The following is a 25,992-nucleotide window of genomic DNA, read 5'->3' on the forward strand; positions in this document are numbered from 1 at the left end:
GTCATCTCTCCACCAGAGCCATTCGAGCATTGAACCAGTTCATGAAGAGTGAGGTCACAATACTGATGGACAGATAGACAACGAGCCAGATGGAGACGACTTCAATCGCCTGGCCGGTCTGGTTCAGCGTCGTTCCTCCTGTGGAGACCAGTTCCGGAAAACCGACGGCAACTCCGAGCGAGGAGTTTTTCGTCAGGTTGAGATACTGGCTTGTCAGCGGCGGGATAATGATCCGCATCGCCTGCGGAACAACAACGAGACGTGTCGTCGTCGATGGCTGCAAGCCAAGCGCTGATGCGGCCTCAGTCTGACCCTTCGAGACACCCTGGATGCCCGCACGGATGATTTCCGCGATAAAGGCAGCGGTATAGAATGACAGGGCAAGATAGAGAGCCACGAATTCAGGGGCAATGACTGCGCCGCCGGTCATGTTGAAGCGACCTGCGACCGGAAAATCGAAAGTCAGCGGAGCGCCCGCAATAACAAATCCGAGCAACGGCAGACCAATGATCAGAGCCGAAACAACCCAGCCGGTCGGAAATGTCTGACCGGTGCGCATCTGACGCGCCTTGGCCCAGCGTGCAACAACGACTGCGCCGATAATGCCGAGTACGAGGGCAATCGGAATGATGCTGGCGCCGTCACCCCAGATCGGCTTTGGAAAGGTCAAGCCGCGATTGCTCAGATACATCGACATTGGCAGTTCAAGCGCGTCACGCGGCTGCGGCAATGTCTGCAGAACACCGGAATACCAGAAGAAGATAACGAGCAGCGGCGGCAGGTTGCGAAAACCTTCGACATAAACGGTACAGATCTTGGCGATCAACCAATTGCGCGACAAGCGTCCGATACCGATGATGAAGCCGAGGATCGTGGCGGTGATGATGCCGACGATAGCAACGAGAAGCGTGTTGAGAAAGCCGACGAGTATGGCCCGACCATAGGTGGAATCGCTGCTATACTCGATAAGGCTTTGCCCAATATCGAAGCCTGCGCGGCCGTTGAGAAAGTCATAGCCCGACGCTGTATTTGACCGGGCCAGGTTTTCGATAGTGTTGTTTGCAATGGTCCAGACGATGAACGTCAGAACAGCGATCGTGACAACCTGAAAAAAGATGGATCTTACTTTCGGGTCGTAGATCAGCGAGCCCATGCTCTGCCTTTCGGCAGCTCCATTAATGGCGTGATCCGTCATACTGTGCCAAATCCCCGAGGCTAACTTGAGCCTTTTTTGTTTTTTTCCACGATCGCCAGTCTTTTTGTTCTTCGTGCCGGCTTTGACCTTGCCGCTGCTGATCAGGCAATCGCTTGGCTTATTATGCACGAGGCGGCTTTCGCCGCCTCGTTAATTCCCTGCCGTATCTTAGCGGATCGGCGGAGCGTACTGCAGACCACCCTTGGTCCACAGCGCGTTGACGCCGCGCTCGATCTTCAGCGGCGTGTTGACACCGATGTTGCGCTCGAAGACTTCGCCGTAGTTGCCGACGCCCTTGATGATGTTATAGGCCCAGTCGTTGGTCAGGCCGAGGTCGGTGCCGATCTTGGAATCGGCTTCCACGCCGAGGAAGCGACGAATGTCAGGATTGGTGGTGGAGGACCGGATTTCGTCGACATTTGCCTGCGTGATGCCGAATTCTTCGGCCTGAAGCATGGCGTAGTGGGTCCACGAAACGATGTCGAACCACTGGTCGTCACCCTGACGAACGGCCGGACCAAGCGGCTCCTTCGAGATGATTTCCGGCAGAACGACGTGGTCGTCCGGGTTGGTCAGCGTGAGGCGGATCGAATACAGGCCCGACTGGTCGGTGGTGTAGACGTCGCAACGGCCAGCAGCATAGGCGGCGTTGACTTCTTCCAGCTTTTCGAAAACGACCGGACGGTATTCGAGGTTATTGGCCTTGAAGTAGTCGGCAAGGTTGAGTTCGGTTGTCGTGCCGGACTGAACGCAAACTGCAGCGCCCGACAGTTCGAGAGCGGAAGACACGTTCAGGCTCTTTGGAACCATGAAGCCCTGACCGTCATAATAGTTGACAGCGCGGAAGTTGAAGCCGAGCGCGGTGTCGCGGCTGATTGTCCACGTTGTGTTGCGGGCAAGCAGGTCAACTTCGCCAGACTGAAGAGCGGTGAAGCGGCTCTGGGCGGTGGTCGGCGTGTACTTTACGGCGTTCGCATCGCCAAAGATCGCAGCGGCAACAGCCTTGCAGTAGTCAACGTCGAAGCCGGTCCAGTTGCCAGCGGCATCCGGGGACGCAAAGCCGGCAAGACCCGTGTTCACGCCGCACTGGACAAAGCCCTTTGCCTTGACGTCATCAAGGGTCGCTGCGCCAGCAGCCGACGCGCCAAACCCCAGGACTGCAGCGCCAAGTGCGACTGACAGGAACTTGTTGTTCATTTTTCCCAACCTTTGTTCGTTGTTTTTTCCATCAACGTCTGCCGGCGTTTTCAAACGAAAAAGCGGCGCCCGTCGGCTCGCGGTTCTCCCAATGCGAGCCTCTGCATCACAGTCGGAAATGAATGCAGGGTCAAGTCTTTAAGGTGGAAATTGCGAGGAAAAGCGGCAATTTGCTTTTTTTGCATTAATTCAGAGCATTTCTTGAGTATTTTGAGCGCATCTTGGTGAAAAAATCGCCGCTAAAATAAACCTGCTTTGTTTTCCTTGCATAGCTCGCTTGAATTCTGCCATCTCATTGCAGGCTTGACGCTCATGATGCGTCTGCCCAAAACTCCCGATATCCGCAAGACTGCTGAAAGGCGCGAAGAATGAACGACAGATCCGAGTTTCTGGCGAATGCTGGGACCGACACGCAACTATGCCACTTGGGGCACGATCCCGCGAGCTTTCATGGTTTTGTCAATCCACCGGTCGTTAAGGCCTCCACTGTCCTGTTTCCGGATGTCGCAACCATGGAAAGCCATGGCCAGAAATACATCTATGGAACGCGTGGAACGCCGACCACCGATGCCCTGTGCCAGGCGATGGATGCGCTTGAAGGATCGGCAGGAACCATTCTTGTTCCTTCAGGATTGGCTGCCATCACCGTGCCATTCTTATCAGTGCTGTCGGCGGGAGACCATGCGCTGGTCGTCGATTCCGTTTATGCGCCCTGCCGATACTTCTGCGATACGATGATGAGCCGGCTTGGTGTTGAATTCGAATATTATGACCCGGAAATCGGCGAGGGTATCGAGCGCCTCATTCGCCCGAACACACGCCTGGTTCACACCGAAGCCCCGGGATCAAACACATTTGAGATGCAGGACATCCGGCTGATCGCCGAGATTGCTCATCGCCATGGTTGCGTCGTGACCATGGATAATACCTGGGCGACCCCGCTCTATTTCAGGCCGCTGGATTTTGGAGTCGATATCTCGATCCATGCAGCGACAAAATATCCATCCGGCCATGCAGACATCCTGATGGGAACGGTTTCGGCTAATCAAGCCCACTGGCCGAAGCTTAAGGATGCCAACTGGGCGCTTGGCATGTGCGGTGCACCGGAAGATAGCTACCAGATCCTGCGCGGTCTGCGCTCGATGGGCTTGCGGCTTGCGCATCATGAAAAGAGTGCATTGACTGTGGCCAAATGGCTGGAATCACGGCCCGATGTTTCTCGTGTGCTTCATCCGGGCCTACCCAGCTTTCCCGGTCACGACCTTTGGAAGCGCGATTTCAAGGGGGCAAGCGGTGTGTTTTCGATGGTTTTCGGTGGACATGATCCACAGATGGCAAAGGCGCGCGCCAAGGCTTTTCTGGATGCGCTGGAACTGTTCGGCCTTGGTTATTCCTGGGGCGGTTATGAAAGCCTCGCGGTTCTGGTCAACCTGTCGGATCGCAAGATCCGCAAGGCACCCGCGGACGGACAGGTCATCCGTCTTCAGATCGGCCTCGAAAACGTCGAAGACCTGATGGCCGATCTGGAACGCGGCTTTGCTGCCGCTGCGGCGATCTGACAGATTACTTGATCCGGAAGCCGTAGAGCCAGTCCAGGTCCTGGGCGAGGCTCTGCGGCGACTTGAGGGACAGAACGAGATCTCGACCGAGACGGATTGGTCCTCGGGCATGATAGGCAAACTTGTTCAATTGGCCGCGCTTCTTGACGCGCCTGGCGCGGCTTTTTCTGTCTGACTCGAAAGCGGCCAGCGCGCTTGGCAAGGTGGCATGGCTCAGGCTTTCGGCGAGCGAAAATGCATCTTCGATTGCCATGGCAGCGCCCTGGGCCGAGAAGGGCATCATGGCATGCGCCGCGTCTCCGATGAGAACTGTATCGATCCCATTGTGCCAGGCGCCGTCAGTGGCTTCGTAGAGTGGCCAGAAGGTCGGGTGCTCTGCGCCGGCCAGGATATGCCTGATCTGCTGGTGCCAGCCGTGGAATCGTTCAAGCAGCATGGCGCGCCGTGCGGCATCTGCATCGATGGCCCAGCTTTCCGCGGCGCCTGTGCCGCTTGAAATGGCGACGAGGTTGAAACCGTCAATCTCGCGCAACGGGTAACAAACCAGGTGGCTCTTTGCTCCCAGAAAGGCCATCACGCGATCATGCGCCAGAAATGTCGGCGCACTTGCCGCCGGTATGGTGAAGCGCCATGCAATATTGCCGGAAAAGCTGACATGCGGCGCATCCGGAACAAAGTCACGGCAACTGGACCATACCCCATCAGCTCCAATCACCAGGTCTGGTTTGACGCCCGCAAGATCGCCAATTTCCTCGCGACTGATGCCATCAACGCGCGTTCCAAGCTTCAAATGGCATAGAGGTTCATGCAACACGGCTTTCAAGAGTGCTTGCTGCAGGGTCGATCGATGCAAGACGCCATAGGGTGCGCCCCACCGCGACCTTGCGATCTCCTTGACAGGGATTGCAGTCAGTTCCCGCAGTGACTGCCCAGAAGCAAGGGTAACGCTCTTGGGCTCCAGCCATTGCCTTTCGATATCCGGCAAGACATCGAGCAGCGCCAGAATGCGTGTCGCATTGGGAGACAGCTGCAGCCCGGCACCAACTTCGCCAAGCTGGGGGGCCTGTTCGAGAACGGTTGAGGACACACCCTTGCGGGCAAGGGAAAGTGCCGCCGTTAAGCCAGCCACGCCGGCTCCAATGATGACGGCGGTGCTGACGTTCATACTGATCTGCCTGTCAAAATCAGGTTTCAGGCTGCTTTCACGTGGTAGACACACCCTGGCGGGTTTGTCTGCTCGGCCTTGAGTGTCGAATTGAAGCGATAGAGGGTCGAGCAATAGGAGCAGACTTTTTCGTTCTCATCGCCCATATCGATAAAGATATGCGGATGGTCGAATGGCGACGAGGCGCCGGTGCACATGAATTCCTTCACGCCGATCTCGATTACGCGATGACCGCCGTCGTTCTGGAAGTGAGGAATGGTATGGCCGGCCATGTCAGTCTCCGAATGCTTTGGAATTTTGCCGGACATTAGCGCCGGATGCTTGGAATGTGTAGAGCCAAACGGCGGTGAGACCCACAGAAAATGGACCTGCGGCAATTGATGTCGCTCGCCATATCAATATGGTGCGAGCCAATTGACCATAGGATCCACTCATGAACCTCGATGCACCTGCGTTTTCTCGATTTTCTCACGATGGCTTGGAACTTGCCTATTTCGATGATGGCGATCCGTCTGGTGCCCCGGTATTGCTGATTCATGGCTTTGCCTCGACAGCGAATGTCAACTGGGTCTATCCCGGCTGGCTGAGGACACTTGGTGACGCCGGGTTCCGCGTTATTGCGCTCGACAATAGAGGTCATGGTGCAAGCGACAAACCCCGTGAGGCGGAGCTCTACCATCCCTCACTGATGGCGGGTGACGCAGCTGCTCTCTTGACCCATCTTGGCATCTCGCGGGCCCATGTGATGGGCTATTCCATGGGTGCGCGAATCTCGGCTTTCCTGGCGATCGAACACCCGGACCGGGTGCGGTCTCTCGTTTTTGGTGGTCTTGGCATTGGCCTCTGCGATGGTGTGGGCGATTGGGATCCGATTGCCGATGCACTGCTCGCGCCGTCTCTGGACGTCGTCACGCATGAGCGCGGTCGCATGTTTCGGGCCTTTGCCGATCAGACCAAGTCGGACCGGCAGGCGCTGGCAGCCTGTATTCGCACCTCGCGTGTTCTGGTCAGCCGAGCAGACATCGCGAGCGTGGATGTGCCGACATTGATCGGCGTCGGGACGAAGGATGATATCGCCGGTTCGCCGGCGGAGTTGGCGTCATTGATGAAGGATGCCACGGCACTCGACATCCCGAACCGGGATCATATGCTGGCGGTAGGAGATCGCGTGTTCAAGAAGGCTGTCCTGGAGTTCTACCAGCGCTTCGACTAGGTTAGGTCTCCACTTCAGCGCCCGTGGAAGATGGGGCGGCGCCTTTCCCTGAAAGCCTGACGGCCCTCGGCATAGTCCTCGCTGGTAAAGGTCGATGCGCCGATGATCTCTGCATCGCGCAGAAGGTCCTCGTCATTTTGTTCGAAAGCCCGCAGAGCCAGTTTCGCGGCGCGCAGCGATAGGGGCGCGTTCGCGCCAACTGTCTCGGCCAGTTGTTGGGCATGCGCATGAAGGCTGTCGCTGCTGGTCACTTTAAGCAGGAAACCAGCCTTTGCCATTTCTCCGGCCCGAAATGACATGCCGGTGAAAAGGGCTTTCCGTGCCAGTTGCGATCCCAACCCATGGATAAAATCCTGGATCGCGTCAGCCGGGTAGGCGAGGCCAAGGCGGGCCGCTGGTACGGCGAAGATCGCATCGTCGCTGGCAAGTCTCAGATCGGCGGCGGCAGCCAGCCCAAAGCCTCCACCGTAGCAGACACCACGAATGGCAACGATAACCGGAACGGAAGCATTGCGAATGGCGGCAAAGGCACGGCTGTTGCTCGCTTCATAAATGCGCGCCGTTTCAGCGTCTTTGCGGACGGTATCAAATTCGGAAATGTCGGCGCCTGCGCTGAAATCGACAGAACCCCCACCGCTGAGCAGGATGACCGCAGCGCCGCCCTGATTAACCAGCCAATTGATGGCATCGGGGATCGCCCGCCACATGGCGGCATTGATCGCGTTCTTCCTGGACGGGTTATCGATGATCAATTGACCAATTCCGGCTTCGCACTCCGCCTTGATTTGTCCCGTTGCAAATTCATGCATGCGTTTCATGTTGAATGCCCATTTGAGAAGTGACCGCCTTCGACTATATAATGCAACTGCAGTCCAGATGAGGAGACCGGCAATGGTCGCAAAACCGGAAGCGTTCAAGTCCGAACACATTAAGTCGATGGACCCGATCTGGGACAGTCTGCGGCATGAGGCACGCACAGCTGCGGATCAGGACCCCATGCTCGCGGCCTTCTTCCATGCCACGGTGCTCAGCCATCGCTCCTTGGAAGACTGTGTGATTTATCGGATCTGCGAGCGACTTGATCATTCGGATCTTCCGGCGATCTTGTTGCGTCAGGCTTTTGAAGACATGCTTGCAGATTGGCCCGATTGGAGCGCGATCATGCGGGTCGACATCCAGGCGGTCTATGATCGGGACCCGGCCTGCACCCGCTTCATTGAGCCGGTGCTCTATTTCAAGGGTTTCCATGCGCTGCAGACCCATCGTCTGGCGCACTGGCTGTGGCAGCAAGGTCGGCGGGACTTTGCATTATATCTGCAAAGCCGTTCGTCGAACATGTTCCAGACCGACATAAACCCGGCGGCTCGGATCGGCAAAGGCATCTTCCTGGACCATGCCACCGGCCTCGTGGTCGGCGAGACGGCGCGTATTGGCGACAATGTCTCCATCCTGCATGGTGTGACGCTTGGCGGCACTGGCAAGGAAGGCGCAGATCGCCATCCGAAGATCGGTGACGGTGTGCTGATCGGGGCAGGGGCCAAGGTGCTCGGCAACATCGAAGTCGGCAGTTGCTCACGCATCGCTGCGGGCTCGGTGGTTTTGAAGCCTGTTCCCAAGTGCACCACAGTTGCAGGCGTGCCGGCACGGGTCGTCGGAGAGGCCGGTTGTGCCGAGCCTTCGCGTTCCATGGATCAGATGCTCGCATCCGAGGAATAGGTTGCGTCACGAGGAGCTTGCAGAAGAAGTTTTGCCCATTGGCTTGGGCAAACTGCCCTTCTTGTCTTTACATCGGCGGAAAAGCCGTGCCACAAGCGGCGCAATTTGAAAAAGCCGACGGAGATGCAGCGTGAAGCCAGATGAAATCAAGAAGCTCGAAGCCTACTTCAAGCGGACCTTCAATCCGAACATGGTGGTAAAGGCGAGGCCACGCAAAGACGACTCTGCCGAGGTCTATGTCGGTGACGAATTCCTAGGCGTGGTTTTCAAGGACGAGGAAGATGGCGATCTGTCCTACAATTTTTCCATGGCCATTCTCGACGTGGACCTTTAGTCACACCAATCCTGAAGTTGCAGGCCTCCTTGCACTTAAGCAAAGCCTGTCAGAGTGATAGCGGTCGACCGGGTGCGGTCGACCGTTTTTTTGCCATTGTATACAACCTGAGAGTTTAAGTGCGGCGCACAAAACTACTTGATCCGATTTGTGCAGGTGCTATGTTCGTCACGGCTTAAATGAGCAACAGGAGGGATTTGAAATGATGAATATCGATGATGCCAATCAGAAGGGCAAGGAAGCCATGGACGCCATGATGAAGAATTACGCTGAAGTGACCAAGGGTTTTCAGGCTATCGCAGCAGAGGCGACGGAATTCTCCAAAAAATCCTTCCAGGATGTTGCCAGTCACATGGAGAAGCTGACGGGTGCCAAGAGCATCGAAGCGGTTGTCGAGCTCCAGACAAGCTTCGCCAAGAGTTCCTATGAGAGCTTTGTGGCCGAAGCGACGAAGATGAGCGAGATGTATGCCGACCTCGCAAAAACCGTCTACAAGCCTTTTGAAACACCGATGACCAAGGCAATGGCGCCGGCAGCCTCTGCCGCCTGATCTGAACCTTGTGCAGACCATGCGAGACCGGTTGCGCCAAGCGCAGCCGGTCTTGCCATTTGTGGCACCTGGTATAACCTGTAGCTTCGAGTTTTTATTGCACTAACGCTGTGGGACAAAACGTCGTCTTCCGACTTTGGGGGGCTTAAAATCAGCGAGTTTCGAACTACCTACTAGAATGACTGTTCGTCCGGGTCGTGCTGAAGGGCAAAGCGGTCGAACTACGGAGAATGAACTGAAATGATCGCTAAGCCGGTCTTCATGCAGAGCCAGCGTGACGGGGACAATGCCAATCGCGGCACCTCGGTGATCACGCGCACCAAGCCTAAGACAAAGAAGCCCAATCTGTATCGTGTCCTGCTTCTGAACGACGACTACACACCGATGGAATTTGTGATCCATATCCTGGAGCGCTTTTTTCAGAAGGATAGGGAAGCTGCTACCCGAATCATGTTGCATGTTCACAATCATGGTGTGGGGGAATGCGGTATCTTCACCTACGAAGTCGCCGAAACCAAAGTGTCGCAGGTTATGGACTTCGCCAGACAGCATGAACATCCGCTACAATGCGTCATGGAAAAGAAGTGAGGATCAGACGTGCCAACATTTTCCCCCAGCCTAGAAAAAGCGCTGCACCAGGCCCTGACCTACGCCAACGAGCGCCATCACGAATATGCGACGCTCGAGCATCTTCTGCTTGCGCTGATCGATGACGCGGATGCAGCGGCCGTGATGGGCGCCTGCAACGTCAATCTCGATGCATTGCGCAAGACGGTCACCGATTATGTCGACAATGACCTGGCCAACCTGATCACAGGTTATGATGAAGATTCAAAGCCGACCTCGGGCTTCCAGAGGGTCATTCAGCGCGCTGTCATCCATGTACAGTCCTCCGGTCGTGAAGAAGTGACCGGGGCAAATGTGCTGGTGGCCATCTTTGCCGAGCGCGAAAGTCATGCGGCCTATTTCCTGCAGGAGCAGGAAATGACGCGCTATGACGCCGTCAATTATATTTCGCATGGTATCGGCAAACGTCCGGGCGCTTCGCAGGTCCGCACACCCCGTGGCGCCGAAGAAAGCGAAGGCGAGGCAAAGCAGGGACGCGAACAGGAGGAGGGTTCTGCCAAGAACAAGCAGGACGCGCTCAAGGCCTATTGCGTCAACTTGAATGAAAAGGCCAAGACTGGCCGGATCGATCCGCTGATCGGGCGTATGGACGAGGTCAACCGGACCATCCAGATCCTGTGCCGGCGTTCAAAGAACAATCCGCTCTATGTCGGTGATCCGGGCGTCGGGAAGACCGCAATCGCCGAAGGTCTGGCTAAGCGTATCGTGGAAGGTAAGGTTCCTGAGGCGCTTGCTGATGCAACGATCTTCTCGCTCGACATGGGGACGCTTCTTGCAGGCACCCGTTATCGCGGGGATTTTGAAGAGCGTCTGAAGCAGGTCGTCAAGGAACTGGAAGAGTATCCGGGTGCCGTGCTCTTCATCGACGAAATCCACACGGTCATTGGTGCAGGGGCCACCTCGGGTGGCGCCATGGATGCGTCCAATCTGCTGAAGCCGGCGCTATCGTCCGGTTCGATCCGCTGCATCGGCTCGACGACCTACAAGGAGTATCGTCAGTTCTTCGAAAAGGACCGCGCCCTTGTCCGCCGTTTCCAGAAGATCGACGTCAACGAGCCATCGGTTGATGATGCGATCGAAATCATGAAGGGCCTGAAGCCCTATTTCGAGGAGTATCACAAGCTTCGCTACTCCAACGAGGCGATCAAGACGGCTGTCGAGCTGTCTGCCCGTTATATCTCGGATCGCAAGCTGCCGGACAAGGCCATCGACGTTATCGATGAAACCGGTGCCGCACAGATGCTTTTGCCAGTCTCGCGTCGTCGCAAGCTGATCACCGAAAAGGAGATCGAAGCGACCATTGCGACCATGGCCCGCATTCCGCCGAAGACCGTTTCCAAGGACGACGAGATGGTCCTCGCCAATCTGGACAAGGAATTGCGCTCTGTTGTCTACGGACAGGATACGGCGATCGAAGCCTTGTCGACATCCATCAAGCTGGCGCGTGCCGGTTTGCGTGAACCAAACAAGCCGATCGGCTGCTATGTCTTCTCCGGCCCGACGGGCGTCGGCAAGACCGAAGTGGCCAAGCAGCTGGCATCGTCGCTTGGTGTCGAGCTTCTGCGCTTCGACATGTCGGAATATATGGAGCGTCACACCGTTTCTCGTCTGCTCGGAGCCCCTCCCGGCTATGTCGGCTTTGACCAGGGTGGTTTGCTGACTGACGGGGTCGATCAGCATCCGCATTCCGTCGTGCTGCTCGACGAAATCGAGAAGGCGCATCCGGACATCTACAACATTCTGCTGCAGGTCATGGACCATGGCTCGCTGACAGATCATAACGGCAAGAAGATCGATTTCCGCAATGTCATTCTGATCATGACCACCAATGCCGGTGCCTCGGAAATGGCAAAATCGGCGATTGGCTTCGGATCTTCGAAGCGCACGGGTGAGGATGAAGAGGCGTTGAACCGCCTGTTCACGCCTGAGTTCCGCAACCGCCTTGATGCGACCATCCCGTTTGCTCCTTTGCCGACGGAAGTCATCAACAAGGTCGTGCAGAAGTTCGTCATGCAGCTTGAGGCGCAGTTGTCCGAACGCAATGTTACCTTCGATCTTACCGACGCAGCGATCGGCTGGCTCGCCAAGCGTGGCTATGACGAGAAGATGGGCGCGCGGCCACTCGCACGCGTCATTCAGGAGCATATTAAGAAGCCGCTGGCGAACGAGATCCTGTTTGGCAAGCTGAAGAAGGGCGGCGTCGTCAAGGTCGGCATCAAGACGAACGACGCCGGTGAAGAGGTGCTCGATCTAGACTGCCTCGCGGAGGTCGCGCCGGTGAAGCCAAAGCCTGAGGCAGAGGTGACCAGCGAAAAGGCCGAAAAGCCGAAAAAGAAGACGGCAACCAAGGCCAAGACCGCGAAGGCGGCCAAGGTAGAGCCGGTGATCGCTGAGGAGGCACCGAAGCCTGCGAAGCGATCTGCTGTCCCGAAAGTTCCCAAGTCGAAGTAAGACCGTCAGGCCAGACTGTATTTTCAACAGTGCCGGGCATAAAGCCCGGCACTGACTTTTGATCCACCGGAATACCCCATGCCCTCGGTCTCCCCTGAATCATCCCGTCGCCATTGGTTCTTCCAGGGTATGCGCGGGATCGTCTCCCTGCCTGCACTGATTCTGATGACGTCCTTCGTCGGATTTGCCGCCTTCGCGCTCGAATCTGGCATCCCCAGGGCAGAAGCGATGTTCATGACGGCGATGATCTGGGCGCTGCCTGCGAAGATGATCCTCGTTGGCATGATGGCAAGTGGCGCCAATCTGCTGGCCATGTTCCTCGCCGTATCGCTTTCTTCTATCCGTCTGATGCCCATGGTGGCGTCGCTCATCCCCGAAATGCGTAATGAGAAGACGCCGACCTGGCTCCTGCTTTTCCTCTCCCATTTCATCGCCATCACGGCCTGGGTCTTCGCCATGGGGACGCTGAAGAACGTGCCGAGAGAGATGCGCACAAGCTATTTTGCCGGCTTTGGCGTCACGCTTGTCACCATCAACACAATCCTTGTGGGCGTCTGCTACAGCCTTGTCGCAGCCTTTCCTCCACTGATTGCCGGAACGCTTTTCTTTCTTACCCCCGTCTATTTCATGGCTTCGATTTGGGCGACCGCCCGGCATTCGGTGGTTCGAATCGCTTTTGTGGTGGGGGTTGTCTCAGGACCGGTGCTTGCCATGCTCATTCCAGGCTTCGATATTCTCGTCGCTGGTCTGGTGGGCGGCACACTTGCCTACCTCATTGACCGCTTCCTCGTTCGAGCAAACAAGAAGACACAAGACGATCCGGTGAGCACGGAGGAAGTCCTATGATGACGGATTTGTGGCCCTTCATTGTAATCGCTCTGGCCGGTTGGCTTGCCACCGATATATGGCGATGGCTTGGGGTTGTAACAGGCAACCGCCTTCAGGAGGGGTCTGAGGCCCTGAACTGGGTCAAGGCTGTGGCGACATCTCTGGTCATGGCGGTAACGGCCAAGCTGATTGTTTTTCCCACGGGCACGCTGGAGGGAACGCCTCTCTGGCTCCGACTGACTGCAGCCTGTGTCGGTTTCGCCGCCTTTCTCCTCAGCGGCCAGAAGGTGATTGTCGGTGTAGTGGTCCCGCTGACGATCCTTGCCAGCGGGCTCTACATGCTTGGTTACGGGCTTTCCTGAAGCGCATCACGGATCTTGGCTGCATTCGCCTCAAGCACATCCACTTTCTCCATGCCCCCGGCATGGGGTTTCAAACCCATCCCCTGATGACGTGGGATAATGTGGAAATGGAGATGGAAAACGGTTTGACCGGCCGCCGGTTCGTTGAACTGGTTGATCAGGATACCGTCAGCCTCGAAAGCGTCTTTTACCGCATGAGCCAGCTTCTGGATGAGTGGCAGCAGCTTGGAAAGGACAGCGGGATCGGCATCCAGAATGTTTCTTGATCCGATTTTGGGGATCACCAGCAGGTGACCGGGGGCCTGGGGCATGACATCCATGAAGGCCAGCGCATCGTCATCCTCATAGACCTTGACCGACGGAATCTCACCCTTGAGGATCTTGGCAAAGATGTTGTTGGCGTCATAGGCACTGTTCGTCATCACGGGGCTCTCCTCGATTGCGCCGCAACATAAGGCGAATTCCCGAAAAGGATCAAGCCGACCGACAGAGTGTCAACCGTCGAATTCTTCCCCCTCGCGTCTTTGCAGTTCACCCTTGCGGAACGGCGTGTGCTCGCCGAGATAGGCGCTTATATGCTCTACCTCCCGCCTTTCATGCGCAAGATAGTCGGACACGGCCTTTCGCAGCCCAGGATGCAAAATGAAATGGGCGGAATGCGTGGTGACGGGCTGGTATCCACGCGCCAGCTTGTGTTCGCCTTGGGCACCGGCTTCGACCCGGGCAAGCCCCTTCGAGAGCGCGAAATCGATAGCCTGATGATAGCAGACTTCGAAATGCAGGAAGGGGTGGTCTTCTAAGCACCCCCAATGACGCCCGTATAGGGCATCGGCACCGATGAAGTTGATGGCCCCTGCTATGTAGCGACCGTTCCGTTTCGCCATCACCAGCAGGATGTCATCGGCCATACGCTCTCCGACCAGAGAATAGAAGGCACGGGTCAGGTAAGGCCGGCCCCATTTGCGGCTCCCGGTATCCATATAGAATGCATAGAACTGATCCCAGATGTCTTCGGTGAGCTCACTCCCCGTCAGCCACTCGACAGAAATGTCGTTCTCGAGCGCAATCCGGCGCTCTTTCCTAAGGTTCTTGCGTTTGGACGAGGAAAGTTCGGCCAGAAACTCCTCGTGGTTGGCATAGCCCTTGTTCAGAAAGTGGAACTGCTGATCGGTCCGATGTAAAAACTCGCTTGCCGTAAGGGAAGAGAGTTCCTCTTCGGGCAGGAAAGTGACATGGGCTGAGGACAGGCCCAATTCTACCGTGGTCTGTCTCAGCCCTTCTGCAAGAATGGTGCGAACCATGGCCGGATCCTCGCCTTGACGGACAAGCAGTCGTTGACCGGTTGCAGGCGTGAACGGGATCGAGGCCTGGAGCTTGGGATAATAGCGCCCGCCGGCGCGTCCGAAGGCGTCGGCCCATCCCTGGTCAAACACATATTCCCCGCGGCTATGGCTTTTCAGGTAGCAGGGGATCGCCCCAAGAAGCCTTCCCTCTACCTCAAGCAGCAGATGCTGCCCGAGCCAGCCGGTTTCTGCGATAGCAGAGCCGGACTCTTCCAGTGAAGATAGGAAAGCATGAGACAGAAATGGATTATAAGAAGGTCCGAAGCGCGAGGCTCCGGACAGTTGGCTCCATTCAGCCGCGTCGATATCCGAAAATGAAGACAGTCTGCGGATCGTCAATTCGTCGGCCATGGCTCTCCCGTCAGGCTGTTGCCGGGGTAAGCCTCGGGTCAAAGCCTTCAAACGTCATCTGGTCAGCATATTTATAGGTCTGTGCCCGCATGATTTCATCCCTGACGGTCCAGGTAATCACAGGTGTGCCGCTTTTTCGCATCTCCGCGACAAAGTCATTCGGCAGATGCGCAACACAATAAGAGACGAAGTCCAGTCCGAGCGACACGGCATCTTTGTGGGCAGCGAATTGTTCTGTCCTCATACCCTCCGCTGTCAGGCCAACGGGGTAGGGGCAGTCTGCTTCCTTCAATGCCTTGAGGAGGTGGTGATCGAAACTCATCAGGGCGACTTTACCATGATAACCTTCCAGCACTTCGAGCACGCTCTCGGCATAGCCGTCATCGGCTTCGCCACTGATACCCTTGAGCTCGATCACCAGCGGAACCCGGCCCTTCACCAGCTCAAGCATCTTCTTTAGCGTGGGGATGCGGTCTGCGGTCTGACCCACTGAAAGCATCGAGAGCTCAGCAGCCGTCCGTTCCCGAACCTCTCCAACAAGCCCGCAAAGCCGCTGCAGATCGTGATCATGGAAAACCATCGGCACGCTGTCCGATGAAAGCTGTATATCGCATTCGATGGCAAAACCGGCATCGACCGCCCGGGAGAAGGCGGAAAGCGTGTTTTCCCAAACGGTCTTGTTTTGGTCGTGGTAGCCCCTATGCGCGACCGGAAGATCCTTGATCCATTCGACATGCATCACTGGCGGATCTCCAATACGGCATCGATCTCGACGGAGGCGTTCAGCGGCAGGGACGCCATGCCGACTGCCGCGCGCGCATGCTTTCCGGCTTCACCAAGGACGTTGGCAATGAGATTTGATGCACCATTGATCACGAGATGCTGGTCGGTAAAGGCGGGAGTGGAGGCCACGAAACCATTCAGCTTGATGACGCGGACAATCCGGGAGAGGTCGCCCAAGAGCGCTGCATTCGCCTGTGCCAGAATATTGATGGCGCACAGTTCCGCCGCGCGCTGCGCATCTTTCAATTCCACATCAGCGCCAACGATACCGGAAACAGCGATTTTTCCGTTCTCAATGGGAAGTTGCCCCGACAGAAAAAGGAGATTGCCACTGATGACATATGGCACGTAATTGGCAGCTGGTGCCGCCGCTTCCGGCAAAACGATGCCAAGGGATTGCAGGCGGCCGTCGATGGTGTCGGACATGTCGATTTCCTGGTCTTGTTGAAAAAGCGTCATATTGGCGTGAAGGCTGAAAGCATGTCTCGCTTTTGCCCGAACTGTTCTTATAACATCGTGACCGCGTACAACAGGAGGTCAACGATGTTTCATTCGCCGAGAAGCCTACTCGCCATGGTCGTGGCGGCTTCGGCCTGCTCTCCGCTCACGGCGCATGCAACAGCTGCCGGGAAGCTTGTCCCGCACCGGGCCGTCTACGACGTTCAGTTGAAGGAGGCGTCAGAACGTTCCGGTATCGAGGGGATGCGTGGACGCATGGTCTACGAATTCAGAGGCTCGGCCTGCGACGGTTTCTCGACGGACTTCCGCTTTGTGACCCAGATCAATACAGGGGAGGGAACCCGGGTGACCGATCAGCGGAGCTCGACCTTCGAAGACGTCGAAGCCGGTACCTTCAGTTTCTCCACCAAGACCTTTACCGATGATCAGCTGGATACCGATATCAGCGGTGCCGCCCGTGAACAGGGTGGCAAGGTGAAGGTTGAACTCACCGGCCCATCGAATCGTGAGGTCGAAGTCGCCGCAAGCAGGTTCCCGGCAGAGCACATGCTCGAAGTCATCAGCAGGGCCCAGCGCGGCGAGCGCTTTTTCGAATCCCGCATCTATGATGGTTCGGAAGAGGGAGATCAGACCTATCTGACCACCACGATTGTCGGCCCCCGGCAAAAGCCAGGCGCGCTCGATGGTGAAACGAAAGCGGTCGGCGAGCTATTGAAGGCGGAATACTGGCCGGTGTCCATTTCCTATTTCGAAGAAAACACCGTAGGCGATCAATTGCCGATCTATAGCCAGTCCTTCAAGCTCTACGAGAATGGCGTGACCCGGGACCTCACGCTGGATTACGGTGATTTTGTGCTCACAGGCAAGCTGACAAAGCTCGAGATCCTTGGCGCATCCGCCGACACGAATTGCCAACCCTGATCGAGACTGCCGGTGTTTTCGAGCGCTGGCACTTGATTTAAGCGGTCAACACCTGTATGGGCCGCTGCATTCCACACGCGAGGCTTGGGATCTTACGGGAGAAATCCGTAGGTTTCCGCCGGTGGCATATCCCGGATGGGAATGCTGTTTGCCTCGCGGGGGTTAAACCGGAAAAGGAGAAAAGGCATGGCATTGCCTGATTTTAGCATGCGTCAGCTTCTCGAAGCTGGTGTACACTTCGGCCACCAGACTCATCGCTGGAACCCGAAGATGAAGCCGTATATCTTCGGCGACCGTAACAATATTCACATCATCGATCTGGCTCAGACTGTGCCGATGCTGTCGCGCGCCCTTCAGGTCGTGTCCGACACGGTTGCACGCGGTGGTCGCGTACTCTTCGTCGGCACCAAGCGTCAGGCGTCTGACCTCATCGCTGACAGCGCCAAGCGTTCTGCTCAGTATTACGTCAACTCCCGCTGGCTCGGCGGCATGATGACCAACTGGAAGACCATTTCCAACTCGATCGCCCGTCTGCGCAAGCTGGACGAAATCCTGGCTACGGAAGGCTCTGGTTACTCCAAGAAGGAGCGTCTGAACCTTGAGCGTGAGCGCGAGAAGCTGGAAAAGGCTCTGGGCGGTATCCGCGATATGGGCGGCACCCCTGATCTGATGTTCATCATCGACACCAACAAGGAAAAGATCGCTATCGATGAAGCCAAGCGTCTGGGCATCCCGGTCGTTGCAATCATCGACTCGAACTGCGATCCGGACCTGATCGACTATCCGATCCCGGGCAATGACGACGCATCGCGCGCCATTTCGCTCTACTGCGACCTGATCGCTCGCGCTGCAATCGACGGCATTGCGCGTCAGCAGGGTGCCGCTGGTCGTGATATCGGTGCTTCCGCCGAGGCCCCGATCGAGCCGGCGCTTGAGGGTGAGGCTGAAGCCTAAGACTGCTGCGGCGGGTTTTCCTTCCGCTCCGTCCCGTCAAGGCAACGACCGCCCGCAAGCCATCATGAGCAGCGGGCGGTTTCTGTTCCTTGGAGCCGTGGCGTTTTATGCTGCGGGCGTTTTGGACGGATGACCTTTCCCGTGATGAAAACTTTCATCACGATGTCACACTTCCGGGTACATTTCGTCCCCCAAACAGGGCGCTCCACGAATCTCCGCGATAACGGGCGCGCCGCCTGAACAGACAAGAGGCACACAATGGCTGAAATCACTGCAGCACTCGTAAAGGAACTGCGCGAAAAGTCCGGCGCAGGCATGATGGATTGCAAGAAGGCGCTCACCGAGAACAATGGCGATATCGAAGCTGCCATCGACTGGCTTCGCGCTAAGGGCATTGCCAAGGCCGACAAGAAGTCGGGCCGTACGGCTGCCGAAGGCCTGATCGGCATCAACGGCGCCGGTACTTCGGCCGTTGTCGTTGAAGTCAATTCCGAAACCGATTTCGTTGCACGCAACGACGCCTTTCAGGACCTCGTCCGCGGTGTGGCTTCGGTTGCCATCGGCACCGACGGTTCCGTCGAGGCGATCGGCGCTGCCACCTATCCGGCCAGCGGCAAGACCGTCACCGACACGATCAAGGACGCGATCGCCCATATCGGCGAGAACATGACGCTGCGCCGCGCCGTCAAGCTCTCGGTTGAGGACGGCGTCGTCGCCACCTACATCCACAACGCCGTTGCTGACGGCCTGGGCAAGCTCGGCGTTCTCGTCGCGCTGAAGTCGACTGGCAACAAGGACGTTCTCGCTGCCGTCGGTCGTCAGGTCGCCATGCACATCGCCGCGACCAACCCGCTCGCCATCCGTGCGGAAGAAGTCGACGCCGCTGTTGCAGAGCGCGAGCGCAACGTCTTCATCGAACAGTCCCGCGCCTCCGGCAAGCCGGACGCCATCATCGAAAAGATGGTTGAAGGCCGTATGCGCAAGTTCTTCGAGGAGGTTGCCCTTCTCTCGCAGGCTTTCGTCATCAACCCGGACCAGACCGTCGGCGACGCCATAAAGGCAGCCGAAAGGGACGCTGGCGCTCCGATCGAAGTCACCGGCATGGCGCGCCTGCTGCTTGGCGAAGGCATCGAGAAGGAAGAAAGCGACTTCGCGGCAGAAGTTGCTGCTGCTGCCAAGGGCTGATTGACGTAAGTCCATTCCTTCCTAAGGAAAAATCCGGGCATCGCGTGACAACGCGGTGCCCTTCGTGTATCCGGCACAGAGTTGAATACGGGAGCTTTCATGTCCGCCACGCCTATCTACAAACGCGTTCTTCTCAAGGCCTCAGGGGAAGCCCTGATGGGCAGCCAGGGGTTTGGTATAGACGTTGCCGTTGCAGATCGGATCGCCTCTGACATCGCCGAAGCGCGCAAGATGGGGGTAGAGGTCGGAGTGGTTGTCGGTGGCGGCAACATCTTCCGTGGCGTTGCCGTTGCTTCAAAGGGCGGTGATCGTGTGACCGGCGATCACATGGGCATGCTGGCGACAGTTATCAACGCACTGGCACTGGCAACCTCGCTGCGCAAGTTGGACATCGACACCGTTGTACTGTCGGCGATCGCGATGCCCGAAATCTGCGAGAGCTTCTCCCAACGTGCAACGCTGTACCATCTGTCGCTCGGTCGTGTCGTGATTTTTGCCGGTGGTACGGGCAACCCGTTTTTCACCACCGATTCCGCCGCGGCTCTGCGTGCGGCGGAGATGGGGGCGGAAGCCATCTTCAAGGGAACACAGGTAGACGGTATCTATTCCGCTGATCCGAAAAAAGATCCCGACGCCACACGCTTTGACCGGCTGACGCATGATGAGGTGCTTCAAAAGGGATTGGCTGTGATGGACGTCGCTGCGGTAGCCTTGGCGCGCGAGAACCGTATTCCGATCATCGTCTTTTCCATTCACGATAAGGGCGGGTTTGGCAATATCCTGAAGGGCGCCGGCCACATGACCATCGTCACCGACAATTGAATGCCTTAGTGCCGCGACGAGTGGCACCTTCCTCAAGACTACGGGAGTACCATCATGACTGCAGGGATTGATCTGAGTGATCTTAAGCGCCGCATGGACGGCGCAATCAACGCTTTCAAGCACGATATTGCCTCGCTGCGCACAGGTCGAGCATCCGGCAATATTCTGGATCCGGTAACGGTTGAGGCCTATGGATCGCGCATGCCCCTGAACCAGGTGGCGAATGTGACCGTGCCGGAGCCCCGTATGCTGGGTGTTTCGGTCTGGGACAAGTCGATGGTCAATGCCGTCGATCGCGCGATCCGCGAAGCCAATCTGGGCCTGAACCCGATCATCGACGGACAGAACCTGAGAATTCCGCTCCCGGAACTGAATGAGGAGCGTCGCAAATCGCTGGTGAAGATCGCCCATGACTATGCGGAAAAGGCCAAGGTGGCGATTCGCCATGTTCGTCGGGACGGCATGGACGGTCTGAAGAAAGCGGAAAAGGATGGTGCGATTTCGCAGGACGACAGCCGGAGCCAGTCGGACAAGGTGCAAAAGATGACCGATGAAACCATTTCTGAAGTCGACCGCTTGCTCGCCGACAAGGAAAAGGAAATCATGCAGGTCTAATAAGACGGCCTTACCTGTCCTCCACCGCTTGCCATTGAGTCGGATACGCCATGTCGATCGCCGAAAACCGCATCGTTCCAGAGCATGTTGCCATCATCATGGATGGCAATGGTCGCTGGGCCAATGCACGGGGCCTGCCGAGAACGCTCGGGCATCGCAGCGGTGTCGAGACAGTGCGGGAGACGGTGAAGGCAGCAGGTGAGGCTGGCGTTCAATATCTTACCCTTTTCGCTTTCTCGTCCGAGAACTGGCGGAGACCGCCGGACGAGATCAACGAACTCTTCGGCCTCTTGAAGGCGTTTATCCGTCGCGATTTGGCGGAATTGCACAAGGCCAATGTTAAGGTGCGCATTATCGGCGAACGCGAGAACCTGCGTGTCGATATTCTAACGCTTCTTCTTGAGGCCGAGGAAACGACGCGCGAAAACACCGGCCTTACGCTTGTCATCGCCTTCAACTACGGTTCGCGTGACGAAATTGCCCGGGCCGCCGCAAGGCTGGCAACAGAAGTTGCTGCTGGACGGTTGAAGCCTTCAGAAATCAACGCCGATCTGATGAATCAGTACTTGGATACGGCGGGTATTCCGGATCCCGATCTGATTATCCGTACAAGTGGTGAGGAGCGGCTGTCGAACTTCCTTCTCTGGCAGGCGGCCTATGCTGAATTGATGTTTGTGCCGGATTTCTGGCCCGATTTCAGTCCGGAACTCTTCAAAGAATTGTTGGATCGGTTTGCAAAGAGAGACCGGCGTTACGGGGCGCTGTCGACCAAGGCCGTGGCGGTCGGTCAGTGATGGCGGCGATATCCCGAGAACTGACGCTTCGCATTTATTCGGCCATCGTGATGATTGCCGTGGTACTAGCATGTACTTGGTATGGTGGGCTGGCCTTCAGGCTTTTCGCCGTTGGTTTGGGGGTGCTCGTCTATTACGAGTGGTCCAAAATGACACGCCTTCAAGAGACAAGTCTGCGAGGCTACGCCTTTGGTTGGTTCGCGGTTATCGTCACCTTTGCCAATCTGTTGATTGGTGACGCGGCCTTGACCGTGCCCTTGATGGGCGGATTTGTCTTCACCGCCTGTTTGTTCTCCATGTTCGGAAACTGGACGCGTTGGCATGCCATCGGCATTCTTTATGCCAGCCTGAGTGCGGTTTCACTTTCGGCGATCCGCGGCGATGACAGTGTCGGTTTTGTCGCGATGCTCTTCGTTTTTGCGGTTGTCTGGAGCACGGATATCCTGGCCTATTTCTTTGGACGGGCGATTGGCGGACCAAAGCTTGCTCCAAGAATTTCCCCCGGCAAGACTTGGTCGGGTGCGGTTGGCGGTACGTTCTCCGGTGTGGCTGCCGGAATGGTCGTCGCGCTTTCATATTTTCAGGTGAGCAGCATCTGGTTGCCGCTCATGGCCCTGTTTCTCTCCGTGTCCAGCCAGATCGGCGATCTTTTTGAGTCCTTCATCAAGCGTCGTTTTGGCGTGAAGGATTCCAGTCATCTGATTCCTGGTCACGGTGGCGTGATGGATCGGGTGGACGGCCTTGTATTTGCCTGTTTTGCCACTTTCTTTCTGGCAATCGGCTTTTCGGCTGCCGGAGGTACCCCGGTTACGTCACTGGGGGCCTTTCTTCTCGGGCGCTAACCCGCACATAGACGGAAACAGATAATGGACCATATCAACGCAGTCTTTGGCTTTCTCGGTGGCAGCCTGCTTCCCAGTATCATCATTCTGTCTTTACTGGTGTTCATTCATGAGATGGGCCACTACCTGGCAGGCCGTTGGTCGGGCATACGCGTGATGGCCTTTTCCGTTGGCTTTGGCCCGGAAATCCTCGGCTATACAGATTCGCACGGAACCCGTTGGAAACTTTCACTGATTCCTCTGGGTGGCTATGTTCGTTTCTTCGGTGACGCGGATGTTGCCAGCCAGCCGGACAGCGACGAGCTTCGGGATCTCACACCCGAGGAGCGGGCGCAGACGCTGTCAGGGGCGCCTCTTTGGAAGAGGGCCTTCACGGTTGCGGCAGGTCCACTTGCAAACTTCCTTCTGGCCATCGTCATTTTTGCCGGCGTGTTCGGCTTCAACGGAAAAATGGTTGCGGATCCGATCGTCGCAGAAGTGCGGGCCGGCAGTGCTGCTGATGCCGCAGGTGTGCGGCCTGGCGATCTCCTGCTCTCCCTTGATGACAAGAGCATCCAAACCTTCGACGATGTTATCCGCTATATCTCCATGCGCCCTGAGGTTCCGGTTGTCATGACCGTCCAGCGCGATGACGCCGTCCTGACACTCGACGTAACGCCGCGGCGGACAGTCACGACAGATCGTTTCGGCAACGAACATGAGGTTGGGCAGATCGGCATCGTCATCGACCAGCAAAGCGCAAACTTCCGTGTGGAGGAGCTGAACTGGGGGCAGGCGATTGTCGAGGGTGTGCGTCAGACAGGTCATATCGTGACCGGGACTTTTGACTACCTCGCCAATGTCTTTTCGGCGCGCATGAGCCCCGACCAGATCGGTGGACCCATACGTATCGTGGAAACATCTGGACAGATGGCAACGCTCGGCGTTCTGGCGCTTCTCAACCTCGCTGCGGTGCTGTCGGTATCTCTGGGATTGTTGAATTTGATGCCAGTTCCGGTCCTTGACGGTGGTCACTTGCTTCTTTACGCCATCGAGGCAATACGTGGAAAACCGTTAGGGCAGGCGACACAGGAATATGCCTTCCGCATCGGCTTTGCCATGATACTGTCTCTGATGGTTTTCGCCACATGGAATGACATAAGCCGATTGATCGGTTGACGATCTGCTTGTATGGGAAATTACGATTTGTTTACTATGTTTCAGAGCGATAGTGGCGATTGAGCCACGTCAAAGAACGAAGTAAACGCATTTTAACGTCTAGGCTTGCTTGTAGGGTAAAACCCGGTAAAACCACAAACAGGTCGGAGTCGGGCACGACCGCGGGATAATGGGAAGAAGGTATAGTACACATATGAAAACTGGTTCGAGACTATTGAACGCAGTGTCAGCCGTTGCGCTGTCTGCTGGTGTCGTGTCTTCGGGCGCAGGTGTGGCATTGCTCGCATCGACTGTTGCTGCTGAGGCTGCCGTTATCCAGCGTATCGACGTACGCGGCGCTGAACGGGTTGGTGCGGATGCTGTTCGCTCGAACATTTCGATCCGTCCCGGTCAGAATTTTTCAAATGCCGATATTGATGCTTCCGTGAAGCAACTCTTCGAGACAGGTTTTTTCTCAGACGTGCGGATTTCCGTATCGGGCAGTACCCTCGTTGTGACCGTGACGGAGAACGAACTGATCAATCAGGTGGTGTTCAACGGCAACCGGAAGATCAAGGACGATCGCTTGTCGACGATTGTTCAGAGCAGGGCTCTGGGGCCTTACAGTGATGCGCTTGTTAGTGCCGACATTCAGCGTATTCGTGAAGCTTACGCAGCCATCGGGCGTAATGACGTCGAGGTCACGACCCAGGTCGTTCCGGTTGGTCAGAACCGCGTCAATCTTGCCTATGTGATCAACGAAGGAGATCGCACCAAGATCCGCGACATCAATTTCGTTGGGAACAATGCCTATTCGGACGGTCGTCTTGCTGCCGTGTTGCAGACCAAGGAGTCCGGTATCTTTTCGTTCCTGACCCGAAAGGATGTCTTTAACGAAGATAAGCTCCGTGCCGATGAAGAGGCCCTGCGGCAGTTCTATTATAACAACGGCTATGCTGATTTCCGTGTCATCTCATCTGATGCGACGTTGAATGAAGCGACAAACGAATACACCGTCACCATTACCGTTGACGAAGGTCAGCGCTACCGCTTTGGCGAAGTGCGCGTCGAATCGACGGTTGATGGCGTGGATGCGGCAGACCTGGAGCGCTTGCTGGAGTCGCGCGCCGGTGACACGTACAGCGCTCGTGACGTGCAGCGGTCGATGGAAGCGATCTCGCGTCGTGTGTCCTCTCTCGGCTATCCTTTCGCCCGCGTCGTCCCGCGTGGCGATCGGAATTTCGAAAACAACACGATTGGCGTGACCTATCTGGTAGACCAGGGTGAGCGCGCTTATGTCGAACGTATCGAAATCCGCGGTAACACGCGTACGCGTGACTATGTTGTTCGTCGCGAGTTCGACATCTCCGAAGGTGATGCATTCAATCAGGAGGTCATCTCGCGGGCCAAGCGTCGTCTGGAAGCTCTGGGCTATTTCTCGACAGTCAACATTTCGACCCAGCAGGGTTCGGCTTCGGATCGTGTTGTGATTGTCGTTGATGTTGTCGATCAGGCGACAGGCTCTTTTGGTATCGGTGCTGGCTACTCGGTTGGCGGTGATGGCTTGATCCTGGAGGCTTCGGTAGAAGAGAAGAACTTCCTCGGTCGTGGCCAGTTCATTCGCGTCGCTGCGGGTGGCGGTCTGGAGTCCAACAGGACCTACAATTTCTCGTTCACTGAACCCTATTTCCTTGGTTATCGTCTGGCGGCAGGTTTCGATGTGTTTCGCAGCGAAACGAGCAGCAACGCGAACTACGACTATGAAGAGCAGGGCGGCACTGTTCGCGTGACCGCGCCGATCACGGAAGATCTGGCGACGACGTTCCGCTACACCTACAAGGAACTGACCTATACGCTTGACGGGAACCTGTCCGCTCTGTCAGTGCCCTACCAGAATCTCATTGCAAAGCGTGAGTTCCAGCAGTCGATCCTTGGTCATTCGATCGTCTACAACACGATTGATGACCGGAATAATCCGCGCGAAGGGCTCTATGCGAGCTTTACGCATGAATATGCTGGATTGGGCGGAGACTCCGATTACTACAAGGTTTACGGCAAATTCCGTTACTATCAGACGCTGTCGGATGAGTTCGATATCGTCGGTTCGGTTGGCGGCTCCGCAGGCCACGTAGTTGCGACCGGAGACAACCTGAACGTCTTCGAACAGTTCCAGATCGGCGGTCGTGAGATCCGTGGCTTCAAGAACAACGGTATTGGTCCGCGTGCGGGTAATGACTCGATTGGGGGGACGACTTACTTCACTGCCTCCGCTGAGGCGACGTTCCCGATGCCATTCCTGCCGCAGGACTTGAACTTCCGTGGCGCCGTTTTCGCTGATGCGGGAACGCTCTATGGCAATGACGTTGTGACTGGGTCTTCTGCTGTCGTGGGAACCGATATGTCGATGCGCGCATCGGTAGGTGCCGGTATTGTTTGGCTTTCGCCATTCGGCCCGTTGCGGTTTGATTACGCCGTACCGGTCATGAAGGAAGACTTCGACAAGGAGCAGAACTTCCGCTTCAGCATGGCAAACCAGTTCTAAGACTGGAATTCCAGAACTGCTGGCATGTCGACGTTCTGGAGCGTTTG

Annotated in this window: 27 protein-coding genes; 18 read left to right on the forward strand and 9 right to left on the reverse strand. The window is 56.6% G+C overall.

Features of this window, described 5'->3' with window-relative positions; translation table 11 throughout:
• Nucleotide 1 precedes the first annotated feature (1 nt).
• On the reverse strand, nt 2-1,195 hold the full coding sequence (locus tag FE840_RS12725) for an amino acid ABC transporter permease (protein WP_138288764.1): 1,194 nt from the start codon (nt 1,193-1,195) through the stop codon (nt 2-4).
• Between the two features lie 168 nt (nt 1,196-1,363).
• Nucleotides 1,364-2,392, reverse strand: coding sequence for an amino acid ABC transporter substrate-binding protein (locus FE840_RS12730; protein WP_138288763.1), 1,029 nt, complete (start codon nt 2,390-2,392; stop codon nt 1,364-1,366).
• Nucleotides 2,393-2,760: 368 nt separating this feature from the next.
• Here FE840_RS12730 and FE840_RS12735 point away from each other — a divergent pair, with 368 nt between their 5' ends.
• Nucleotides 2,761-3,951, forward strand: coding sequence for a cystathionine beta-lyase (locus tag FE840_RS12735; protein WP_138288762.1), 1,191 nt, complete (start codon nt 2,761-2,763; stop codon nt 3,949-3,951).
• A 4-nt stretch (nt 3,952-3,955) separates the two neighbouring features.
• On the opposite strand, the gene FE840_RS12740 is transcribed toward FE840_RS12735, so the two are convergent.
• Complete coding sequence (locus FE840_RS12740) at nt 3,956-5,116, reverse strand: FAD-dependent oxidoreductase (RefSeq protein WP_138288761.1); 1,161 nt, start codon at nt 5,114-5,116, stop codon at nt 3,956-3,958.
• 26 nt (nt 5,117-5,142) lie between these two features.
• Nucleotides 5,143-5,388, reverse strand: a complete 246-nt coding sequence (locus FE840_RS12745; RefSeq protein ID WP_138288760.1) for a zinc-finger domain-containing protein — start codon at nt 5,386-5,388, stop codon at nt 5,143-5,145.
• Nucleotides 5,389-5,549: 161 nt separating this feature from the next.
• On the opposite strand from FE840_RS12745, the gene FE840_RS12750 reads away from it, so the two are divergent.
• The gene (locus FE840_RS12750; protein WP_138288759.1) at nt 5,550-6,329 is read left to right on the forward strand and encodes an alpha/beta fold hydrolase; all 780 of its coding nucleotides are present in this window, start codon (nt 5,550-5,552) and stop codon (nt 6,327-6,329) included.
• Nucleotides 6,330-6,343: 14 nt separating this feature from the next.
• Here the strand turns inward: FE840_RS12750 and FE840_RS12755 are convergent, their stop codons facing one another.
• Nucleotides 6,344-7,147 (reverse strand): enoyl-CoA hydratase-related protein, encoded by an 804-nt coding sequence (locus tag FE840_RS12755; RefSeq protein ID WP_138288758.1) that lies wholly within the window; start codon nt 7,145-7,147, stop codon nt 6,344-6,346.
• 73 nt (nt 7,148-7,220) lie between these two features.
• Between FE840_RS12755 and cysE the strand changes: the two genes are divergently transcribed.
• From cysE to FE840_RS12790, 7 genes are all read left to right on the forward strand, one after another.
• Complete coding sequence (gene cysE / locus FE840_RS12760) at nt 7,221-8,045, forward strand: serine O-acetyltransferase (protein ID WP_138288757.1); 825 nt, start codon at nt 7,221-7,223, stop codon at nt 8,043-8,045.
• Between the two features lie 130 nt (nt 8,046-8,175).
• Nucleotides 8,176-8,379 (forward strand): DUF3126 family protein, encoded by a 204-nt coding sequence (locus FE840_RS12765; protein WP_138288756.1) that lies wholly within the window; start codon nt 8,176-8,178, stop codon nt 8,377-8,379.
• 202 nt (nt 8,380-8,581) lie between these two features.
• On the forward strand, nt 8,582-8,929 hold the full coding sequence (locus FE840_RS12770; protein WP_138288755.1) for a phasin family protein: 348 nt from the start codon (nt 8,582-8,584) through the stop codon (nt 8,927-8,929).
• A 240-nt stretch (nt 8,930-9,169) separates the two neighbouring features.
• On the forward strand, nt 9,170-9,517 hold the full coding sequence (gene clpS, locus FE840_RS12775) for an ATP-dependent Clp protease adapter ClpS (RefSeq protein WP_138288754.1): 348 nt from the start codon (nt 9,170-9,172) through the stop codon (nt 9,515-9,517).
• A gap of 9 nt (nt 9,518-9,526) precedes the next feature.
• Entirely contained in the window at nt 9,527-12,007 is a 2,481-nt protein-coding gene (gene clpA / locus FE840_RS12780) for an ATP-dependent Clp protease ATP-binding subunit ClpA (protein ID WP_138288753.1), read from the forward strand.
• A gap of 78 nt (nt 12,008-12,085) precedes the next feature.
• Nucleotides 12,086-12,853, forward strand: a complete 768-nt coding sequence (locus FE840_RS12785) for an AzlC family ABC transporter permease (protein WP_138288752.1) — start codon at nt 12,086-12,088, stop codon at nt 12,851-12,853.
• Nucleotides 12,850-13,197: an AzlD domain-containing protein gene (locus tag FE840_RS12790; RefSeq protein WP_138288751.1), complete on the forward strand. Its 348-nt coding sequence runs from the start codon at nt 12,850-12,852 to the stop codon at nt 13,195-13,197. The genes FE840_RS12785 and FE840_RS12790 overlap by 4 nt, the downstream gene beginning before the upstream one ends.
• On the opposite strand, the gene FE840_RS12795 is transcribed toward FE840_RS12790, so the two are convergent.
• From FE840_RS12795 to FE840_RS12810, 4 genes are all read right to left on the reverse strand, one after another.
• Complete coding sequence (locus FE840_RS12795; RefSeq protein WP_138288778.1) at nt 13,182-13,619, reverse strand: HIT family protein; 438 nt, start codon at nt 13,617-13,619, stop codon at nt 13,182-13,184. The genes FE840_RS12790 and FE840_RS12795 overlap by 16 nt on opposite strands.
• Before the next feature lie 72 nt (nt 13,620-13,691).
• A complete protein-coding gene (locus FE840_RS12800; protein WP_138288750.1) occupies nt 13,692-14,891 on the reverse strand; it encodes a GNAT family N-acetyltransferase in 1,200 nt (399 codons plus the stop codon).
• 10 nt (nt 14,892-14,901) lie between these two features.
• Nucleotides 14,902-15,630: a glycerophosphodiester phosphodiesterase gene (locus FE840_RS12805; protein ID WP_138288777.1), complete on the reverse strand. Its 729-nt coding sequence runs from the start codon at nt 15,628-15,630 to the stop codon at nt 14,902-14,904.
• Nucleotides 15,630-16,100, reverse strand: a complete 471-nt coding sequence (locus FE840_RS12810; RefSeq protein WP_138288749.1) for a RidA family protein — start codon at nt 16,098-16,100, stop codon at nt 15,630-15,632. Before FE840_RS12810 ends, FE840_RS12805 begins: the two co-directional genes overlap by 1 nt.
• Before the next feature lie 117 nt (nt 16,101-16,217).
• Between FE840_RS12810 and FE840_RS12815 the strand changes: the two genes are divergently transcribed.
• From FE840_RS12815 to bamA, 9 genes are all read left to right on the forward strand, one after another.
• The gene (locus FE840_RS12815) at nt 16,218-17,054 is read left to right on the forward strand and encodes a cell envelope integrity EipB family protein (protein WP_138288748.1); all 837 of its coding nucleotides are present in this window, start codon (nt 16,218-16,220) and stop codon (nt 17,052-17,054) included.
• A gap of 186 nt (nt 17,055-17,240) precedes the next feature.
• Nucleotides 17,241-18,008: a 30S ribosomal protein S2 gene (gene rpsB, locus FE840_RS12820; RefSeq protein ID WP_138288747.1), complete on the forward strand. Its 768-nt coding sequence runs from the start codon at nt 17,241-17,243 to the stop codon at nt 18,006-18,008.
• A gap of 258 nt (nt 18,009-18,266) precedes the next feature.
• Nucleotides 18,267-19,193 (forward strand): translation elongation factor Ts, encoded by a 927-nt coding sequence (gene tsf / locus FE840_RS12825; RefSeq protein WP_138288746.1) that lies wholly within the window; start codon nt 18,267-18,269, stop codon nt 19,191-19,193.
• 99 nt (nt 19,194-19,292) lie between these two features.
• Nucleotides 19,293-20,015, forward strand: a complete 723-nt coding sequence (pyrH, locus tag FE840_RS12830; RefSeq protein WP_138288745.1) for a UMP kinase — start codon at nt 19,293-19,295, stop codon at nt 20,013-20,015.
• A 54-nt stretch (nt 20,016-20,069) separates the two neighbouring features.
• Nucleotides 20,070-20,630: a ribosome recycling factor gene (gene frr, locus FE840_RS12835; RefSeq protein ID WP_138288744.1), complete on the forward strand. Its 561-nt coding sequence runs from the start codon at nt 20,070-20,072 to the stop codon at nt 20,628-20,630.
• Nucleotides 20,631-20,680: 50 nt separating this feature from the next.
• On the forward strand, nt 20,681-21,424 hold the full coding sequence (locus FE840_RS12840; RefSeq protein ID WP_138288743.1) for an isoprenyl transferase: 744 nt from the start codon (nt 20,681-20,683) through the stop codon (nt 21,422-21,424).
• A gap of 8 nt (nt 21,425-21,432) precedes the next feature.
• Nucleotides 21,433-22,266, forward strand: a complete 834-nt coding sequence (locus tag FE840_RS12845; RefSeq protein ID WP_171033781.1) for a phosphatidate cytidylyltransferase — start codon at nt 21,433-21,435, stop codon at nt 22,264-22,266.
• Between the two features lie 24 nt (nt 22,267-22,290).
• The gene (gene rseP, locus FE840_RS12850) at nt 22,291-23,424 is read left to right on the forward strand and encodes an RIP metalloprotease RseP (protein WP_138288741.1); all 1,134 of its coding nucleotides are present in this window, start codon (nt 22,291-22,293) and stop codon (nt 23,422-23,424) included.
• A gap of 193 nt (nt 23,425-23,617) precedes the next feature.
• Nucleotides 23,618-25,945, forward strand: a complete 2,328-nt coding sequence (gene bamA, locus FE840_RS12855; RefSeq protein ID WP_138288740.1) for an outer membrane protein assembly factor BamA — start codon at nt 23,618-23,620, stop codon at nt 25,943-25,945.
• Nucleotides 25,946-25,992: the final 47 nt, after the last annotated feature.

Source organism: Peteryoungia desertarenae, assembly GCF_005860795.2.
Taxonomy (GTDB): Bacteria; Pseudomonadota; Alphaproteobacteria; order Rhizobiales; family Rhizobiaceae; genus Allorhizobium; species Allorhizobium desertarenae.

Coding starts and splice junctions, on each gene's coding strand:
- frr (WP_138288744.1), top strand. CDS start 20,070: ATGACTGCAGGGATTGATCTGAGTGATCTTAAGCGCCGCATGGACGGC.
- FE840_RS12740 (WP_138288761.1), bottom strand. CDS start 5,116: ATGAACGTCAGCACCGCCGTCATCATTGGAGCCGGCGTGGCTGGCTTA.
- FE840_RS12785 (WP_138288752.1), top strand. CDS start 12,086: ATGCCCTCGGTCTCCCCTGAATCATCCCGTCGCCATTGGTTCTTCCAG.
- FE840_RS12730 (WP_138288763.1), bottom strand. CDS start 2,392: ATGAACAACAAGTTCCTGTCAGTCGCACTTGGCGCTGCAGTCCTGGGG.
- FE840_RS12805 (WP_138288777.1), bottom strand. CDS start 15,630: ATGCATGTCGAATGGATCAAGGATCTTCCGGTCGCGCATAGGGGCTAC.
- FE840_RS12800 (WP_138288750.1), bottom strand. CDS start 14,891: ATGGCCGACGAATTGACGATCCGCAGACTGTCTTCATTTTCGGATATC.
- FE840_RS12840 (WP_138288743.1), top strand. CDS start 20,681: ATGTCGATCGCCGAAAACCGCATCGTTCCAGAGCATGTTGCCATCATC.
- FE840_RS12815 (WP_138288748.1), top strand. CDS start 16,218: ATGTTTCATTCGCCGAGAAGCCTACTCGCCATGGTCGTGGCGGCTTCG.
- FE840_RS12795 (WP_138288778.1), bottom strand. CDS start 13,619: ATGACGAACAGTGCCTATGACGCCAACAACATCTTTGCCAAGATCCTC.
- clpS (WP_138288754.1), top strand. CDS start 9,170: ATGATCGCTAAGCCGGTCTTCATGCAGAGCCAGCGTGACGGGGACAAT.
- FE840_RS12745 (WP_138288760.1), bottom strand. CDS start 5,388: ATGGCCGGCCATACCATTCCTCACTTCCAGAACGACGGCGGTCATCGC.
- FE840_RS12790 (WP_138288751.1), top strand. CDS start 12,850: ATGATGACGGATTTGTGGCCCTTCATTGTAATCGCTCTGGCCGGTTGG.
- pyrH (WP_138288745.1), top strand. CDS start 19,293: ATGTCCGCCACGCCTATCTACAAACGCGTTCTTCTCAAGGCCTCAGGG.
- FE840_RS12725 (WP_138288764.1), bottom strand. CDS start 1,195: ATGACGGATCACGCCATTAATGGAGCTGCCGAAAGGCAGAGCATGGGC.
- bamA (WP_138288740.1), top strand. CDS start 23,618: ATGAAAACTGGTTCGAGACTATTGAACGCAGTGTCAGCCGTTGCGCTG.
- rseP (WP_138288741.1), top strand. CDS start 22,291: ATGGACCATATCAACGCAGTCTTTGGCTTTCTCGGTGGCAGCCTGCTT.
- FE840_RS12810 (WP_138288749.1), bottom strand. CDS start 16,100: ATGTCCGACACCATCGACGGCCGCCTGCAATCCCTTGGCATCGTTTTG.
- cysE (WP_138288757.1), top strand. CDS start 7,221: ATGGTCGCAAAACCGGAAGCGTTCAAGTCCGAACACATTAAGTCGATG.
- tsf (WP_138288746.1), top strand. CDS start 18,267: ATGGCTGAAATCACTGCAGCACTCGTAAAGGAACTGCGCGAAAAGTCC.
- FE840_RS12755 (WP_138288758.1), bottom strand. CDS start 7,147: ATGAAACGCATGCATGAATTTGCAACGGGACAAATCAAGGCGGAGTGC.
- FE840_RS12770 (WP_138288755.1), top strand. CDS start 8,582: ATGATGAATATCGATGATGCCAATCAGAAGGGCAAGGAAGCCATGGAC.
- FE840_RS12750 (WP_138288759.1), top strand. CDS start 5,550: ATGAACCTCGATGCACCTGCGTTTTCTCGATTTTCTCACGATGGCTTG.
- rpsB (WP_138288747.1), top strand. CDS start 17,241: ATGGCATTGCCTGATTTTAGCATGCGTCAGCTTCTCGAAGCTGGTGTA.
- FE840_RS12735 (WP_138288762.1), top strand. CDS start 2,761: ATGAACGACAGATCCGAGTTTCTGGCGAATGCTGGGACCGACACGCAA.